Genomic DNA, 16,306 nt, shown 5'->3' with positions numbered 1-16,306 from the left:
GATGGCACATCTGGAACCCAACGCTTCCCCAGGACCGGTTGAGGACGGCGAGTGGAGCGCCATGTGGGCGGCGGGCCCACTGCATGAAGGTGGACATCGAGACCCGCCGGCCCGTCGACCTGCTACCCGGCCGATCGATCGCGACGGTCACCCAATGGCTGGAGCGCCCGGCCCTCCCGGCATCCGGACGTGGTCCTCGGACCGGCGCTGCGCCGCGGGCCGCGCGTCGTCCACCGAGCCCGCCAGCGTGCCATCGGGCGGGACTACGAAATGGGCCCGCGCGAACACTTCGTACTCTCCCGCCTCGACGGCACGCGCACACACTGGCCGACATCGGCGCCCAGTACGCCGCGGCCTTCGGCCGCCGGCTGGGGGAACGCTGCTGGCCACGCGGAACCTGCTGGCAGGCGCCGGTGGTCGCGTCGCCGTGGCGCCGGCCGTGCGCGGGGGCACCGAAGGGGAGCGTTCCCCGTTCCGGGTGCGCGGGCAGCTGGCGTTCAGCGATCCGAAGCCCGTGCTGGAGTGGACTTGGCGGCGCCAACCGCTCGCCCCGCTATCTGCCGGACCCGGTGCCGACCCTGCGTACGACGCTCGCCGCGCTGGTCGGCGTGATCCTGGCACGCCTGTCTCCCGGGGTGTCAGGGAACTGCCAGCAAGGCGCCGCACCGGGCGCCAGCGGCGACCGCGATAACTGAGAAAGCGGCGGGACACGCTCGACGCTGTCTGCCCCGCACGCGCGGTCGTCGCCGTACCTCACTGGTTCGGCGCGGCCCGCCCGACCGGCCGAGCCATGGCCGGTGGGCCGCAGATCAGGAGAACCGCATGGCGATGACAACCGACCTGGCCGACCTGCCCCAGGACAGGAAATGCTGGGCCTGGAGTCCGAGACCTTCGAGATCAACGACTATTCCGACGCCGAGGGCGCGCTGCTCGGCGCCACCAGCACCAGCTGCAGCTGCGCCTGACGCGACCGGCGCCCGGCCGCCCTCCGGCCGCCCAGGGCCGGACCGGTCGGGCCCGTCGCCCACCGTGTCACAACGCGACACGAGCCGCACCACCGCGCGCCAAGAGCCCGGCGAGACCAGGCAACGGCCAGGAAGGAACCATCTTGATCCGGCACGGCATATCCCTCCTCCCCGACTGCCGGCCCGACCGCAGGTCGGCCGTGGAGTACTACCGTGGCGTCCTGGCGATCAGCCGGTTCGCCGACACCGCCGGGCTCGATTACGTCAATACGGCGGTGATCGGTTCGCCGGAGTCGGTGGTGGAACAGATCACCGAACTGCGCGAGACGTACGACGTCGACACCTTCCTGTGGAACGTCGACTTCGGCGGCGCGGACCTTGGCGTGATGGAGCCCAGCCTGCGCCTTTTCGTCGACAAGGTCCTGCCGAACCTTTGACCGGAGATGACCACGGCCGGAGGCCGACGCAGGAACGCCGACGATAGGATTAACGCGTGAACGAGCCCACGAAGCCCCAGCTCCGCATCGGTCACGACGATCGTGAGCAGGCCATCGAGGCCCTGACCGAGCACAGCCGCGAGGGCCGACTGAGCATCGACGAGTACGGGGACCGCATCACGGCCGCCCAGAACGCCGTGTCCCGCGAGGAGTTGTCGGCTCTCTTCACCGACCTGCCCGAGCCGCACCCCCACCACCAGGAGCCGGCCGTGCCGGCGACCCGGCACCCCGACCGCCCGACCGTACGGGAACGCCTGACCCGCGCGAGTCTCCCCGTGGGTGCCGTGGCGGCAGTGGGCCTCACCGCCGCGACGGGGAACTGGTTCTTCATGTTCCTCACGCCGCCGGTGGCCTACGCGGTCGAGTCCCTCCTTCGAGGCGCCCGAGCCCGCCGCCACTGACCCTTGATCTGCGCAAACAGCGCATTTCGCGACGCGAGCACACGACAGTCCCGCCCTCGGAGGCGGCTCAAAGAAGACCATCAGAGGTCCGGATACGACCTCTGATGGTCTTTTTAGCGCCAAAAACAGAAGCAGAGTGACATGCGCGTCAGGCATCCTGCGAACGCGCATGCCAACCGCACGCTACCTTTCCGAATCCGATAATGGCCGAAATGCCCCTTGATGAGGGAAATCGGGTTCGGCCTTCAGTGTCTCAACGTGATCGCCAGGGTGGCTGAAGTCGGAGTCGCATATCAGCCACTCGAGCTGAGCGATGACCTGCCCCCCTATAAGTTCCCACTGATCGCAGAGGCGATCAGGCGTCGCGCTCCTCATGGAGAGCGGCGTCATGGGTGACGGGCCAGCCGCCTCGGTGGCCCTCTCTTTCGACTGACGGCCCGGCCCTTGGCCGGGCCCTTACTCATCCAGGGATTCGGTCCGGTCCGACGCGCCGCCGTGAAGGCTGCCCAGTCGTTCATCGTGACCGGTTCGAGCTCGTCACTTCCCCGAACGTATCGAAGAGTCGAAGGAGCGGATTGCCGCCATGGCTGACGGAATGGTTCTTCAGGCCCAGAAATGGGTCAACGCGACGTACAAGAGTGTCGCCGGCTACAAGTCCGTGACGGAGGACGGCAAGACCGGATGGGACACCATGTACTCCCTCACCCGGGCGTTGCAGCACGAACTCGGGATCACGGCGCTCTCCGACGCCTTCGGCCCCACCACCCTGTCGACTCTGGCAGCCAGAGGGCCCATCAAGGTCGGTGAGCCGAACAAGAACATAGTCAAGATCATCCAATGCGGCCTTTATTGCAAGGGTTACAACGGCGGGGCCATCGACGGGGAGATGTCGAACCCCACGTTGTTCGGCTTCAAGTCGATGATGGAAGACATGGGAATTCCGGCAGACAAGATCGGGAATTCCCTGCCGGCCAAGGTCTTCAAGGCCCTGCTCACCATGGACGCCTACATCTTCCTGTCCGGCGGGTTCGAGCAGATCCGCCTCATGCAGCAGTGGCTCAACTCCCGCTACTGGGAGAAGTCGACCTTCTTCATCGGCCCGTGCGACGGGTTCTTCTCCCGTGGCGTCCAGCAGGCCCTGATGAAGGGCATCCAGTACGAGTCGGGAATTCCCGAGGGCTCGGCCAACGGCGTCTTCGGTCCTGGCACGGAAGCGGGCCTGCGGGCCCACACGCTCGCCGAAGGCGACTCCGGGACCTGGGTGCAACTGTTCTCCGGCGCCTGTGTGGCGAACGGTGCCTCGAACACGAGCGGCGATGTCGCCAGCTTCAGCTACGAGTTCGGCCCCAAGCTCGCGAGCTGGGTGAGGAAGTTCCAGAGCTTCTCCGCGCTCAGTGTGACGGGCAAGGCCGACTTCGACACCTGGGCGCAGTTGCTGGTTTCCTACGGCAACCCCGACAGGGCGGCCAACTGCTGTGACACCCGCTACACCATCACCGCCTCCCGGGCGAAGGCGCTCTACGCTGCCGGCTACCGCGCCGTGGGCCGCTACCTCGACGAGCCGGCCACGAGCACCCTGAACAAGGAGATACAGCCCGGAGAGTTGGACGCGATCTTCTCCGCCGGCCTGAACGTCATCCCGCTGTGGCAGTACGATGCGCGGAAGCTCGTGGACTTCTCGTACTCCAACGGCTTCTCGCACGGGCGCAAGGCACACGAACGGGCCGAAGGCTATGGATTCAACCGGAGCACGGTGATCTACTTCGCAGTCGACTACGACGCCACGCAGGCGGAGATGGATAAGATCATCGACTATTTCATCGGCGTGAACGACGCCCTGAAGAGCAATGGCAGCAAGTACATCACCGGCGTTTACGGTTCGCGGAACGTGTGCGCCGGCGTGGCCGGAGGCGCCTATGTGCCGTACGCGTACGTCTCGGGCATGTCCTACGGGTTCTCCGGCAACCTCGGATTCCCCCTTCCGCAGAACTGGACGTTCAACCAGATCAAGGAGTTCGACTTCTCCGCGGGTTCGGACACCTTCGCGCTGGACCGGGTGGTACACCGCCCTGGCTCGGACTTCGGGCAGAGTTCGGTCAACCAGTCGGGAAGTGCGTCGGTCGACAAGTTCATCGCGTATGCCCAGAAGGTGTACGACGCCGCCGTGGCGTACGGAAAGGGCAACGCGAACGAACTGTGCCTGCAGTTCATGCGCTGGGACAAGTACACCGACTCCCGCTGGGGATCGCTGTTCGGTGATGTGGACAGCGCGTTCATCCAATTCGCTGTCGGCCGGGGACTCGGCCGCGCGAGGGAGCAGGCGTACCTCGACCCGTCGATGGGTGTCGCCATCAGCCCGGACCACCTGATCGCCAGCGCCGCGGGCTATTTCCTCAAGGGGAACGCCGGAGTCGGCAAGGCGAATCGCGCCGAGCTCGCGAGTTGGGGTGGGGACCTGCTCACGTTCTACGGGGAATGGAGCCGTTCGGACAACGCGTCTCCGCTGGACTTCTGCCGCAGGACTCTGGCCAGACCCGACGTCGCGTCCACGTTCTCGCTCAGCGACCTGATCGAGGACATAGACGGGTTCACGGTCGCGACCAGGCTGAAGGCCGGCAGCACGAACATCGTCACCGAGCTCAGAAATATCTTGCTCGGTGGGGGTCACAGGACGCGTTTCAGTGGCTTCAAGGCGGCCAGGTTCGGCAACAGCACCGACGGCGTCAAGAAGACGGCGAAGGCGTTTCTCGAGGACCAGATCGACGACACCCTGCTGTCAAAGACGCGTGCACTGCTGGTCCATAGGAACTGTCCGCTCCTCAAGGAGCCCTGGAACGAGTCCGACTCCGTGATGGACGAGTTCTACCGAGGTTTCGCCGAAGTCCTGCAGCGTCTCGTCGACCAGGAAGTGACCCGCTGAAGCAGGCGCCTCGACCAACGAGCTGTGCCTGTTATCGGGCTCTCGCAGAAGTGAATTTACGCTAAGATGTGTGCATTTTGAGGAGTGAACGCAATTCCGATGCCTTTGATGGGGCTGCTCCTGCTCATCAGTGTGGCGGCTGTGGCGGCTTGCATCCTGGTGATCGTCCTAATGCTGATGAACCCGCCCCGTTCTGTATCTAGGATCTGTTCGGTTCTGGCTCCGGCCTTCGGTTTCTCGGCCACGGCCGTTTATTGCTACGGCTGGTTCTCCGTCACCCTGGGCGGCCCGTTCCCGGAGGTGTGCGAAGACGCGAACGCGTTCGGCGCCCGGTTGGCGAGCCTGCGGCAGGATTACTGGCCTCTTCGTAACGCCTGCGTCTATTCCGACGGCTCGACGGTGGAGCACGTTTCCATGGCGATCAACGTGTTCGTCCACGTATCGGCTGGTCTTGCCGTCGTCTTGGCCTGTGCCGCCGTGTTCCTGTACCGGCGAGCACGACACATTCCCGAAGGGACCTCATGACCATCGAATTCTCGCGTCGCGCCATACTCAAGCAGCTCACCGGCGTCGCTGCCGGAGCCGCACTGGTACCTGGCGGAGGCTCACTGCTGGCCCCCGCCACCGCTGTCGCCGCGGACACCACGTGGCGCGGATCGACCTCGGCGAACGGCTGGAGCATCCCGAACGCCCCGTCTTCGTTCACCGAAACGTGCGACATCCAGGGAACCGGCCTGACCGTCGCCTTGCGCGGAGGAGACACCGCGACGGTCCTGGCCTACCTGGCGCAGCGTTTCCACTACGACGTCGACCGGCTCGAGAGCGAGCGCGGCGAGATCGTCGGGTACCGCGCCGATCGCGAGATCAGGGCGGACTTCGAGTCCAACCACCTGTCAGGAACGGCACTGGCGCTGTATCCGGAAATCTACCCGCTGGGAGTTACGGGGAACTTCTTCCCGTACCAGGTCACGGCGATCCGGGACATCCTCGCGGAACTCGGAGGCGTGGTGAAGTGGGGCGGTGACATGAAGCCGGCCATGGAATCCATGTTCTTCATCGACGTGCCGCCGGAGTCGCAGCGACTCAAGCAGGTCGCAGCGACGCTCAGGGAATGGCAGATCACCCCGAGCAAGGGTGCCGGAACGCAGAACGTCGAGGACCCCAAGCGCGTCAAGGCGTCGAAGGCACTGGCGAACAGCCAGAAGGGCTAGTACGTCGGTCCGGTTTCCGCGATCTTGTGGCGACTCCGGCTGGGAACGGGCACCGCCACCGCGTGGTCATCGTGGGTGTGGACGAACGAAGACCGTGCGGTGGCCGCGGGCCGCAGCGTGGGCCCTGACCGCTATCCGCCCAGGTTCAGCCACCTCAGGCCCGCGGTGGTCGTGGCCGCGGCCACCACCACGACCAGGAACGGAGCGCGCCGCCACAGCGCCAGCCCCGCGACCGCGAGTCCGGCGACGCGCTCGTCGAGCACCAGTCGCTGCTGATCGACGAAGGTCTGGGTGGCGATGAGGGCCGCGAGCAGCGCCACCGGAACCACACCCGCGACCCGTGCGACGGCGGGCCGGTCGAGCGCCTTCTCGGGGACCAGCAGGCCCGCCAGTTTGAGCGCGAAGCACCCGGCCGTCGCGAGGAGAATCCAGGACCAGCTCATGACGCACCTCCACGCTCCGTCAGGCTGCGCTCCCCTGTCGGACCACCCGGTGGGCCACCATCCACGAGCGTGCCGTCCGGTGCGCCGCGGTTCGTGTCCCGGCCCGCGCGCCGCTCCCGCTTCGCCGTCGGCAGCAGCAGGACACTCAGGGCCGTGAGCCCCGCGAGGACCACGGGCAGGCCCGAGCCGACGAACGGGGACACGGCTGTCGCCACGACGCAGGCCAGGGCGAAGACGAATCGGCCGGCGCGGTCGCGCAGCCGCGGTGCCACCAGCGCCAGGAACGCGGCAGAGGAGGCCGCGTCGAGCCCGAGCGCCTTGGGGTCGGCGAGCAGGGAGCCGGAGACGGCCCCGATCAGCGTGGACAGGTTCCAGAAGAGGAACACCACGGAGCCGGTGACCCAGTAGGCGTAGCGGCTCGCCGACGGCGTCGGTTTGGCTATCGCCATCGCCGTGCTCTCGTCGCTCAGCAGATGGGCCGCCGGCAGCAGCGTCTTCCCGCGCGGGTTCAGTAACGGTCGCAGGCTCACCCCGTAGAAGAGGCTGCGCACCCCGAGCAGCGTCGCGGTCGCGGTCGCGGCCAGTCCGCCGCCGCCCGCCGCGAGCGTACCGATGAGGGCGAGTTGGGCCGAACCTCCGTACAGGACAAGGGACAGAAACTGCGTCTGTCCGATGGTCAGTCCGCTGGAAACGGCCAGCGCTCCGTAGGACAGCCCGTAAGCGCCGACGGCCAGACCGACACCCAGGGCGTCACGCACAAGCCGCGTTTTCTCCTTGCGCGGCAGTTGATCTCGCTCCTGGAACACCACGAGGAGCCCTCCAGTGGTTCGCGTCGGCGGAGCAGCCCAGAGCCTGAGCCCCCCTTACTGTCATGGATGCTACTGACTATGACTTGAGATTGTCATTAGGGCCCTTGTTCATGACACTGCGGCTACTCCCGTTGGCCGTAAGGTCGCGGTTCCGCCACGCGGGTGACACCGCACCCTCTCCCGAACCTGATCATCGAAGACCTTGCAGGTGGCGGTGGCACCGTCGGGGGGCGTCGCAGGCCGGCGAGCCGGTCCGGGCAGGCGGTCGACCCTGATCGTCAGAGCGCCATGCCCTGATTACGTGGATATTCTATGAAGTGTGATCGCGTCTGGACGGCTGCGGCTCCGTCGGCGCCCCGGCCCGGGAAGATTCGTGCGGCTGTCGCCGGTCATGCTCACCGTCGTCATCGCCAGCCTGGCGTACTCCACTCCGCCGGAAATGGCCTTCAGCCGCCTCCTGCCCGCGGCGCCGGCCCTGGCCGCCTCCATGTGGCCGGTCCTCCCCACCGTGCTGCTCGGGACGGTCTGCCTCTTGCTGATGATCGGCCTCAGCCTCGTCTTCCCTGGTCTGGGGACGTGGTGGACAGCCGCCGGGATCATCGCGGTCACCGTGGCCGCCGCGTACGGAAGCCACGTCCGGCTCCAACGTGAGCGCACCCTCTTCCACGTACGGCTCGTCGCGGAGGCGGCACAGCAGGTGGTGCTGAGCCCTATGCCGCGCCGCTTCGGCGTCATCGAGATCGAGTCGCTGTATCTCGCGGCCGCGGCGGAGGCCCGCATCGGCGGGGACTTCTACGAGGTCGTCGACACGCCGTACGGGGTCAGGCTGCTCATCGGTGACGTGCGGGGCAAGGGCCTGCCGGCAGTGGGGGCGGCCGCGGCGATCGTCAACGCCTTCCGAGAGGCGGCTTACGGCGAGACCGACATGGTCGACGTCGCACGCAGGCTGGACGCCAGCAGCACCCGTTACAACGCCGCCTTTCCCCCCGAGGGGCCGATGGAGCGCTTCGCCACCGCCCTTCTCGCCGAGATCCCGCGCGGGGGCCGACGTATCGACATCCTGAACTGCGGACATCCCCCGCCGATGCTCCTGCACCGCGGGGAACTCCGTGTCCTCGAACCCGTCACCCCCTCGCCACTGCTCGGCCTCGCGGAGTTCATCGGCGATCACTACACCGTCGACACCTTCGACTTCACCCCCGGCGACCTGCTGCTCCTCTACACCGACGGGATCGCCGAGGCCCGCGCCCACGACGGCGAGTTCTTCCCGCTGGCAGCGTGGATGCGCCGACAGCCCCCGACGCCGCCCCACGAACTGCTCACGGCACTTCACCGCGACCTCCTCCGCTACAGCAGAGGACGCCTGGACGACGACATCGCCGCCCTCGCCGTACGCCTCTGCGAGCCCTGAGGTCGGAGTCCCAGCGCGCGGCCCGCACCACACGGCCGTTCCAGTCATCCGGAGTCGCGGCACTCGTCACCGGCACACCTGCATAGCCGAGTTGCGCGTCAGGGCCCCCGGTCCTCCTGGTCTCACAGTCTGCCCGGCCGTCGACCGGAGCCTCACGATGTGGTCATGGCCTTTGAGTCATCCAGCTTGTCTAAGATGACATCGAGGGGCCTGCGCAGTGTCATCGGCACGCGATACGCGTGGCACACTCGCCCAGCAGTGGGCCGCCTCACGCCTGTCCGGCGAGACTCTCTCGCGCCACGGGCGACGCAACGATGGGACAGCGAAGATGAGCAGCGTGATCGAGCGCTATCGCACGCTCGAGGAGCATGTGGCCGGCGGCCGCCGGGTCGTGGTGACGGACGTGGTGGACGTGCCCGCCGCCGACCTGCGGCAGGCCAATGAGCACGACGTCGCCGTCCTGCTGCTCCTCGGCGAGCTGTGCGCCCGTATGGACGGCGGCGCGTCGGCCGCGCCCACGCTGCTCGCGACGGCGGAGAAGTACGTCAACACCTCCTTCTACTACACCGGCCGTATCCTGCCGCGGACGAGGGAGCTGATCGAGCTCCTCGGCCGCGCGGTGCGGGAGCGCTCGCTCGACCTGCTGATGGAGGTGGCCGACCACCTCAGCCAGGGGTGGGCGGGGTACGCCGAGTCCCTGTTCCCCTCGGCGTTCGCCCGGCTTGCCGGCGAGGCGGGGTTCGAGGTGAAGCCCGAGTCGTTCTCCCGTGTCTCCTTCGTGCTGTGGCGGGAAGCCCTGGTGGCCGCCGCCGGCAACGATCCCGAGCGGGCGGTGCCGCTCTTCCAGGACTCCCTCGATCGCTACCGGAAGTACCGCTACTTCGCGGACGCGGCCTGGCTGCACACCGACCTGGTCATCGCCCACCTGCTCGCCGGGCACGGGGAGGAGGCCCACGCCGAGCTCGAGGCACAGCGGGAGTACGTGGAGAAGGTGCTCGCCGAGCATCCGTCGGTCACATCCGGCACGGAGCGGTCCTTCGCCTTTCACCTGGGGGACGTGCAGAGCGGCGAGTACAGCACGTTCGTGGAATCCTCCGTCCTGCGCCCGACCGAGCTGACGGAACGGGATCGCGAACTCCTCATGCGCTACGTCCGCACCAGCGAGTTCCTCATTTCGGCCTGCCGGTACGGTACGCAGCGCGACTTCGACGCGGCACTCGACACCTTCTCCTTCGGCTGGGCCACCTATCAGCAGTCGCCCTACCCAAAAATTTTCCGGCTGCTGGGCGACCGTTATCTGGAGGCCCCCGAGAAGTGGAACGTCCATCTCACGGCGTATGAGAACTGGCACCGGATGCTGCGCAGCTACCGGGTCCGCGTGAAGCCGCATGCGCTGATCGACACGGCCGCGACGCTGCACGACCGCCTGGGCTACGCAGGACTGGACACCTGTGCGTCCCTCGTCCTGCTGGACACCTCCGTGCTGCACGCCCGGCTGCACGGCAGGGACGCGTCGGTGGAGTGGATCGCCCGCTATCTGCGGGATTTGAGGCCGACCCTGCCGGACGCCCTGGGCGCCGTGGTCGACTATGTGCAGGCGCCGCGAAACGCGGAGCGCCGCCAGCTGCTCAGCCGGTACATCGGGCTGCGGGTCAGTCATCTCGCGCCCGCGTTCCTCTCTCTCGACCTGGACGACGAGCAACTGCCGGAGCGGAATCGGCTCGAGGTCACGCTCTACGGTCCGTTGCTGTCGATCGAGGGAATCACCGTGTACGAGTGGACGCCGCAGCCGCTCATCGACATTCTCCGAGTCCTGGGCCGGGATTTCGAGCAGAACTCCTCGGAAGAATCCGATCTCCCGTTTCTCTCCGCGGCCGAGTTGTCCCACCGTACGAACCGGACCTCCGCGGCCCTGGCACAGACGGTCCGCAGATTTCGGATCGCCTGCCAGGAGCGGTTCCGGGATGTCGCGGACTACAGCATCATCCAGGACGCCGTCATCCAGGGCCGCCCCGGTTATCGGCTGAATCCACAGAGCGTGCATCGATTCACCGAGTATTCGACTGCCGGAACCGTGTGATTCTCCCGGGCCCATACCGCGGGTGGCACGGCTGGCGGCCGCGCCGACTTTGACGGACTGGAATGCCGGGAAGAGGCCGACCGGGCGCGCTCGATATCTGACACAGCCTGCCAGGGCGCCGGCGTGGGCGCGGCGTCGGTGTCAGGGCCGCGGGCAGGCCCCCGGGCAGCCCGACGCGCTACTCATCCCCCATCTGAGTAGCCGCGCCCACGCGGGGCGGCGTGTCGGACTCCTACGCTTTCGATCATGAGTTCTGTTCCGGGGCGTCGTCCCGCCCGTGTGATGCTGTGGTCCGCCGGCGGCCTGCTCGTCGTGGGCGCGGTCGTGGCCGTAGCCATGGTCGTGGGACCCGCCGTCCATCGTCTGTGGAACGGCGAACCGTACCCCGCCACGGACCCCGATCAGGTCGCCGCGCGGCTCAAGGGTGAGGTGCAGCGCGTGTACGACGAGGCGGGCCTGGGCCGAGCCCCCGACGCTCCCTCCCAGGTGGAGGCGCGCGCCGACTGCTACTACAGCGGCCTGAAGAACATCGCCCACATCGACCAGGGCCGCCCCGACTCGCGCAGCTTCGAGCTCCGGTGGCAGGTGACGGGCGTGGCGGAGGCCGCGGCCCGCTCCGCGCAGGAGCGCACCCGCCTTCGCCTGGCGAGCGAGGGATGGAAGCTCACCCACGAGTTCCCCGACGAAGGCTTCCGGTTCGAGCACCCCGCGACCGGCGACCTCGTGGACGTGGGCTGGTACCGGGCCACGCGCGTCTTCGCCGTGAGCACCTACGCTCCCTGCGGCAAGGTGCCCGACGGCTTCGACGAGTATCGCTGGCCCAACGCCTCCTGGACACCCCAGTAGTCCGGGCGCACCGGTGTCGGTCGCGGTCGCAGGCGGCGCCACCGCCTTCGCACTGGCGGCCGCTCGCCGGCTGCTGGTCGGCCGTCGTGGCCCGGCCGTGGGCCGGTGCCGCGCCCGTGATGGGATGGGCCGTGACGCCTGACGCGTGATCGAATGGGGGAACAGTGGACGCCGGTCTGCGCCGTGCCGTGCTGGAGTTGCTGGCCGGCAGCGTGTCGGCCGGGGAGTGGGACGCCGTACGCCACGGGCTGGGCGAGACGCTCCCGACCTGCCCGGGCCGCCCTCCCCCGCCCCGGGGCCGGCGGCAGTCCCGGGCCGCGCCGCCGAAGCGCTGCGGAGCGCCCTCGCCTCGCCGAAGGCATCCGGGCCGGCGCGACTGGTCGACGCCGCGCGTACGGCCGGCGAGCTGGACGAGGACCTCACCGCCGAACTCGTACGCCGCGCTCGCCCGGCGCGCGCTCTCGCCGGCCACCTGCGTGACGGCGTGCGGCCCGGTACCCCCGCGGCGGCGCTGCTCGCCGAGCTGAGCGAACGCCACCTCGGAGGCGACCCGCTGCGCTGGCGAGCCCTGCATGACGCCCTCGCGACCTCCGGGCACTCCCTGCCCGAGCTGCTGGCGGCCCTGCCCGAAAGCGCCGGCGGCGACGACACTCTCGTACCGCCGAAGTCCGCCGGCCAGACGCTGGCGCTGCTGCTGGAACACACGGCGGCCGAACACGCCGCTGCCGCGCTGACCGCCTTGCCGGACCGGACGCTGGTGTCGCTGATCTCCGGTGGCCCGCTGCCGGGGCGGGCCCTGTCGGATGCCGTCGTCCGGTACGGCGACCGCCGTGCCCGGGCCGCCCTCGCCCGCCACCCGCGGCTCGACGCGCGCGTACTGAAGCGCCTCGTGGCCGCCGACGACCCGGCGGTGAACGCGGCCGTGTACCGCAATGCGCGCTGCACCCCGTCCCTGCGGCGGGCCATCGCCCACGCCGTCCACCACGTTCCCCTCGACGACGGCCTGCGCGCAGAACTGCTGTCGGCCTCGGCCGCCGCCACCGCGGACGGCTCGCGCAGCCGCACGGCGCCGCTGCTGGGCAGCGGTGACCGTGAACTCACCGCCCGGGCCCTGGCCTTGGGGCCGCGCAGGACGGCCCAGCGCCATGCCCTGCTGCGCGTGTGGGAGTGCCAGGGGCCCGACGCCGTACGCGCCATGCTGGCCGATCCCGCGGTCGCACGGCACCTCCACGCCGAGGTGCGCGCCGCTGTGGCCGCGGCGCTGGACGGGCCGGGCGGCGCCGCCCGGCTGCGGGCCGACGGCGAGCCGTACGAGGACCCGGCCGCCCTGCCGCGGCTGCTGAGCGCCAGCCGGGGGACCAGCACGCTGCGCGACCTGTTCAGCGAGCCGTACGCGCACGACATGCGGGCCCTGGCCGCCGCCAACCGGCAGGCGCCCTTCATGCCGAAGGCCGCCGAGGAACTGCTTCGGCACGAGGACGCCACCGACGCCGAGCGCGCCGAGTTCCTGCTCTCGGTGCTCAACGCGCCGTGGCGCGCCGGTGGGCGCATCGCCGGCAACCTCACACCGCCCTCGCGGCGGCTGGCTGACGAAGAGCTGGACGGGTCGGCCCCTCAGTGGGCGGTCGGCGTGGTGCGGGCGGGACTGCTCGACGCGGCCGAGCTGGTCACCACCGCGCGGCCCGCCGCCCACGCCGTACGGGCCCTGCACCGTCTGGCCGCAGAGGGCCTGTTGGGTGAGGCGGCCCGCGCCGAGCTGGCGAAGCTCGTGCGCGACCGTCTCGCGGACCGTGGCGCCGCGTGGGAGCTGCTGTTGGACACGCTCGCCGAGCATCCTGGGTCCCTGGCCCAGGCCGTCACAGACGCCGCCGCCCGGGCCTCTCGGGCGGCAACCGGAACCCGGGCCACGGCGCGGCCGGCCGATGAAGCACGCCGGACACCGCCCGCTGACACCCACGTGCACACGCCGGCCCCGGCGCCCGTGGAGCAGCGCGGACGCTCAGCGCTCGGCGCGATCGACCTGCTGCTGTCCCTCGCACCGCCCGGCTCCACGGCCCCGCTGCCCCGGGACCCCCAGGTGCTGCGCTACCTCGCGGCGCACAAGGTGGCGGACGCACCCGGGTGGCGGCACCCGCGCTGGCTGCGGCGGGCGTGCCTGGACGCGGGACTGGACCGCCTCGCCCACGCGTGCGAGGCCCCTACCCGGCAGGAGGTGGTGACGTGGATGCGTGAAGCCGACACCGCCGATCGCATGGCGCGGATCGCGGAGCGGGCCTACCTCCACGGCATCCTGTCGGCCGACGACCTGCTGCGTCACCTTCCCGCGGTCCACCTGCTGCGCCCCCTGCACAGCTACGACGACCTGGCCTTCGTCGCGGCCTGGCGGCGGGCGCTCGCCGCGCTGCTCGAAGCGGAACTCGGGATCGACCCCGACGCCTGGCTCCGGCTCGCCGCCGCCGCGCGACCGGCGGCGACCGACGGCCACCCCGATCGCGCCCTCACCTGGCCCGAGCTGCTCGACCGCGCCCGCTGGCACGCCCCGCGCGAGGCGGGCACGCTGCGCAATCTGTGCGCGGGCCTCGACACGGCCTCCGGCCCCGCGCCCACCACCCCGGACGCGGCCCTGGACCTGCTCGCCCACGGCAACCACCTCTGGGCCTGGCCGCTGGGCACCCTGCTGTGCGCCGCCGCGCCGCCGGTCCTGAGCGCGGTGCTGCCGCGCTTCGGCCCCGACGGGCCGTGGATGCTCGCCGCCTATCTCCTGCGCCACAGCCCGACGCCCCGCATCGCCTTCGAGCACCTGCTCGACATCGGAGACCGTGAGGCTCTGCGCGTCCTGGCCGAACAGCACCGGTGGCTGAGCCACGGCTGCACCGACCGGCTCCTCGATCTTGCCGACCCCGACGTCGACCTCGCCGTCCTGCGCACCACGAGCGACCCGGCCCTGCGCCACCGCATCGCCTCCCGGCCGGGCCGGCTGGCGTCCCGGCTCGTCGCCGAACTGCACGCCGACCCGCTCGCCCAGCCGCCCGGCGGCACCGTATGGCTGGAGTCCGCCGAACCGGATCTGGTGGAACTCGTCTTCGCCCGCTCCGGCAAGCACCTCACGCTGGCGCAGCAACTGGCCGGCTGCCTGAGCCTGCTCGAGCACGGCGGGCGCGAGCGGCTGGCACGCCTCGCCGAGAGCGGCGTACTCGGCGCCACCGCGACCCGGCTGTGCCACAAGGCGCTCGCCGCGGCCGATCCCGCGGCGCTGCTGGCAGCCCGCGCCGAGCGGGAAGCGTCGGCCGACCGCATGGTCAAACGGCTACGGCGCGCCCGCGGACACTGCGCCAACCGAAGCATCCTCGACAGCACCCCGGGCACGTGGCAGTGGGACGCCCTGGAGGCCGCGCACCGGGCAGAGCCGATTCCCCACTGGGAACACCTCGTCCGCCACCCCGCCGCGCCCACCGACCTCACCATCCGCCACGCCGCCCACCTGCCCCCACTCACGCGGCGCACCTTCCCCCAGGAGCGAGACCTCGTCAGGGCCCGCGTCCGCCACGGCCTCGGCCGGCACTTCCGCGAGCCCGTTGACGTCCTGCTCGACCACCTGCTGGAAACAGGTGCGCTGACGGGCGAGGACCTCATCACGGAAGCCGCCCCGGCCGCCGTCGTCCTGAGCTACCTCAACCGCGCCCGCCGCCGCACGGACACCCCGGCGCAAACCCGTACGGCTCTGACCGAGGTGGGAACACTCGTACGCGACCGGCTCGGCGAGGACACCGCCGCCTGGCACCGCCTCTACGCCCGCCTCACCGAACAAACCCCGCACTGGCAGACCGACGGTCGGGCATCCGTGCGCCACATCCTCGCGAGCCCCTAGGAAGCGCGCCCCGGCAGTTTGTGGCACGCGAACCGGGGCGCCGCCGCGACTCGCGGCACACGCCTACCCGACCATGTGCGTTCAGCTGATGGGGCTCGACGTCCTGGGGGCGTCCGGGCCGCCGGTCACTGCTGCCACTGGATCACGACGGCGCCATGGGCCCCATCACGACCACGCTGTCCAGGGAACCCGGGCAGTCCGGGAGCCCCCGGGCTGCCCTTGTGCCCCTTGATCGCGCCGTTGCCTCCTGCGCCGCCTGCGCCTCCTGGACCTCCCGCGCCTCCGTCACCGCCCTCGCCGAAGCCGCGTCCGCCGACGACAACCGCTGCTCCACCGCTTCCTCCGGCACCTCGAAGCATGTAGCTGCGACCGCCGGAGCCGCCGTCGCCGGACCGGCTCGCACTGCCGGCGGTACCGGATTCACCAGCGCCGCCCTCCAGCCCGTCCTCGCCCGCGGCGCCGCCGGGCCCGGGCGATGTGGCGAGCAGTTGCATCAATTCACAGGTGCTGTTCCCCGTGCTGTGGTTACCGCCGCCCGCGCGGCTGCGAGTCGGCCCGGCCGTCCCGCCGGGGCCCCCGTAGCCGCCGTTGTTCCCGTGCCAGCCGCCGATGCCGCCGCCGGCCACCGCGTCATTCGGCGACGCGCCGTACCCTCCCGCGCCACCACGCGCCAGGAGTACCGCGTCGTCCTTGGCGAAACCGATCATCGTGTCCCCGCCGGCCGTGCCCGGGGCGCCCGGGTTGTTGCCGTGCCCGGCCCCCCCGTTGGTGCCCGTGCCCCCGGCTGCGCCGCCTTGGCCTCCGTGGGCGCCACCGCTGCCGCCCTCCCCTCCCTGCCCGATACGGAAGGGGAAC

Annotated in this window: 11 protein-coding genes; 9 read left to right on the top strand and 2 right to left on the bottom strand. The window is 70.1% G+C overall.

Annotated elements, in window-relative coordinates; all coding sequences use genetic code 11:
• Window positions 1–1,108: 1,108 nt before the first annotated feature.
• The 5 genes from ACSNOD_RS06620 to ACSNOD_RS06600 all read left to right on the top strand — a co-directional run bounded on the left by ACSNOD_RS06620 (window position 1,109) and on the right by ACSNOD_RS06600 (window position 5,994).
• Window positions 1,109–1,402, top strand: coding sequence for a hypothetical protein (locus ACSNOD_RS06620; protein ID WP_436765807.1), 294 nt, complete (start codon window positions 1,109–1,111; stop codon window positions 1,400–1,402).
• Between the two features lie 56 nt (window positions 1,403–1,458).
• The gene (locus ACSNOD_RS06615) at window positions 1,459–1,863 is read left to right on the top strand and encodes a DUF1707 SHOCT-like domain-containing protein (RefSeq protein WP_436765806.1); all 405 of its coding nucleotides are present in this window, start codon (window positions 1,459–1,461) and stop codon (window positions 1,861–1,863) included.
• Window positions 1,864–2,446: 583 nt separating this feature from the next.
• Window positions 2,447–4,783, top strand: coding sequence for a glycoside hydrolase domain-containing protein (locus ACSNOD_RS06610; RefSeq protein ID WP_436765805.1), 2,337 nt, complete (start codon window positions 2,447–2,449; stop codon window positions 4,781–4,783).
• Between the two features lie 108 nt (window positions 4,784–4,891).
• Window positions 4,892–5,308: a hypothetical protein gene (locus ACSNOD_RS06605; protein ID WP_436765804.1), complete on the top strand. Its 417-nt coding sequence runs from the start codon at window positions 4,892–4,894 to the stop codon at window positions 5,306–5,308.
• The gene (locus ACSNOD_RS06600; RefSeq protein WP_436765803.1) at window positions 5,305–5,994 is read left to right on the top strand and encodes a hypothetical protein; all 690 of its coding nucleotides are present in this window, start codon (window positions 5,305–5,307) and stop codon (window positions 5,992–5,994) included. Before ACSNOD_RS06605 ends, ACSNOD_RS06600 begins: the two co-directional genes overlap by 4 nt.
• Window positions 5,995–6,125: 131 nt before the next feature.
• On the opposite strand, the gene ACSNOD_RS06595 is transcribed toward ACSNOD_RS06600, so the two are convergent.
• Both ACSNOD_RS06595 and ACSNOD_RS06590 read right to left on the bottom strand, forming a co-directional pair.
• Window positions 6,126–6,437: an AzlD domain-containing protein gene (locus tag ACSNOD_RS06595; RefSeq protein ID WP_436765802.1), complete on the bottom strand. Its 312-nt coding sequence runs from the start codon at window positions 6,435–6,437 to the stop codon at window positions 6,126–6,128.
• Window positions 6,434–7,195, bottom strand: coding sequence for an AzlC family ABC transporter permease (locus tag ACSNOD_RS06590; RefSeq protein ID WP_436765801.1), 762 nt, complete (start codon window positions 7,193–7,195; stop codon window positions 6,434–6,436). Before ACSNOD_RS06590 ends, ACSNOD_RS06595 begins: the two co-directional genes overlap by 4 nt.
• Before the next feature lie 370 nt (window positions 7,196–7,565).
• Between ACSNOD_RS06590 and ACSNOD_RS06585 the strand changes: the two genes are divergently transcribed.
• From ACSNOD_RS06585 to ACSNOD_RS06570, 4 genes are all read left to right on the top strand, one after another.
• Window positions 7,566–8,657 carry a PP2C family protein-serine/threonine phosphatase gene (locus ACSNOD_RS06585; RefSeq protein WP_436765800.1) on the top strand — a complete coding sequence of 364 codons (1,092 nt, stop codon included), beginning with the start codon at window positions 7,566–7,568 and terminating at the stop codon, window positions 8,655–8,657.
• A 328-nt stretch (window positions 8,658–8,985) separates the two neighbouring features.
• Window positions 8,986–10,737, top strand: a complete 1,752-nt coding sequence (locus ACSNOD_RS06580; protein WP_436765799.1) for a hypothetical protein — start codon at window positions 8,986–8,988, stop codon at window positions 10,735–10,737.
• Between the two features lie 246 nt (window positions 10,738–10,983).
• Window positions 10,984–11,583, top strand: a complete 600-nt coding sequence (locus ACSNOD_RS06575) for a hypothetical protein (protein WP_436765798.1) — start codon at window positions 10,984–10,986, stop codon at window positions 11,581–11,583.
• A gap of 484 nt (window positions 11,584–12,067) precedes the next feature.
• On the top strand, window positions 12,068–15,451 hold the full coding sequence (locus tag ACSNOD_RS06570) for a hypothetical protein (protein ID WP_436765797.1): 3,384 nt from the start codon (window positions 12,068–12,070) through the stop codon (window positions 15,449–15,451).
• Window positions 15,452–16,306: the final 855 nt, after the last annotated feature.

Source organism: Streptomyces sp. URMC 123, from assembly GCF_051386515.1.
GTDB lineage: Bacteria > Actinomycetota > Actinomycetes > Streptomycetales > Streptomycetaceae > Streptomyces.
The sequence above is the reverse complement of the archived record's forward strand: the minus strand, read 5'-3'. Positions and strand labels throughout refer to the sequence as shown.

What these genes read in the sequence shown, in the direction of transcription:
- ACSNOD_RS06610 (WP_436765805.1), top strand. Translation starts at nt 2,447, where the DNA reads ATGGCTGACGGAATGGTTCTTCAGGCCCAGAAATGGGTCAACGCGACG.
- ACSNOD_RS06605 (WP_436765804.1), top strand. Translation starts at nt 4,892, where the DNA reads ATGGGGCTGCTCCTGCTCATCAGTGTGGCGGCTGTGGCGGCTTGCATC.
- ACSNOD_RS06600 (WP_436765803.1), top strand. Translation starts at nt 5,305, where the DNA reads ATGACCATCGAATTCTCGCGTCGCGCCATACTCAAGCAGCTCACCGGC.
- ACSNOD_RS06595 (WP_436765802.1), bottom strand. Translation starts at nt 6,437, where the DNA reads ATGAGCTGGTCCTGGATTCTCCTCGCGACGGCCGGGTGCTTCGCGCTC.
- ACSNOD_RS06580 (WP_436765799.1), top strand. Translation starts at nt 8,986, where the DNA reads ATGAGCAGCGTGATCGAGCGCTATCGCACGCTCGAGGAGCATGTGGCC.
- ACSNOD_RS06575 (WP_436765798.1), top strand. Translation starts at nt 10,984, where the DNA reads ATGAGTTCTGTTCCGGGGCGTCGTCCCGCCCGTGTGATGCTGTGGTCC.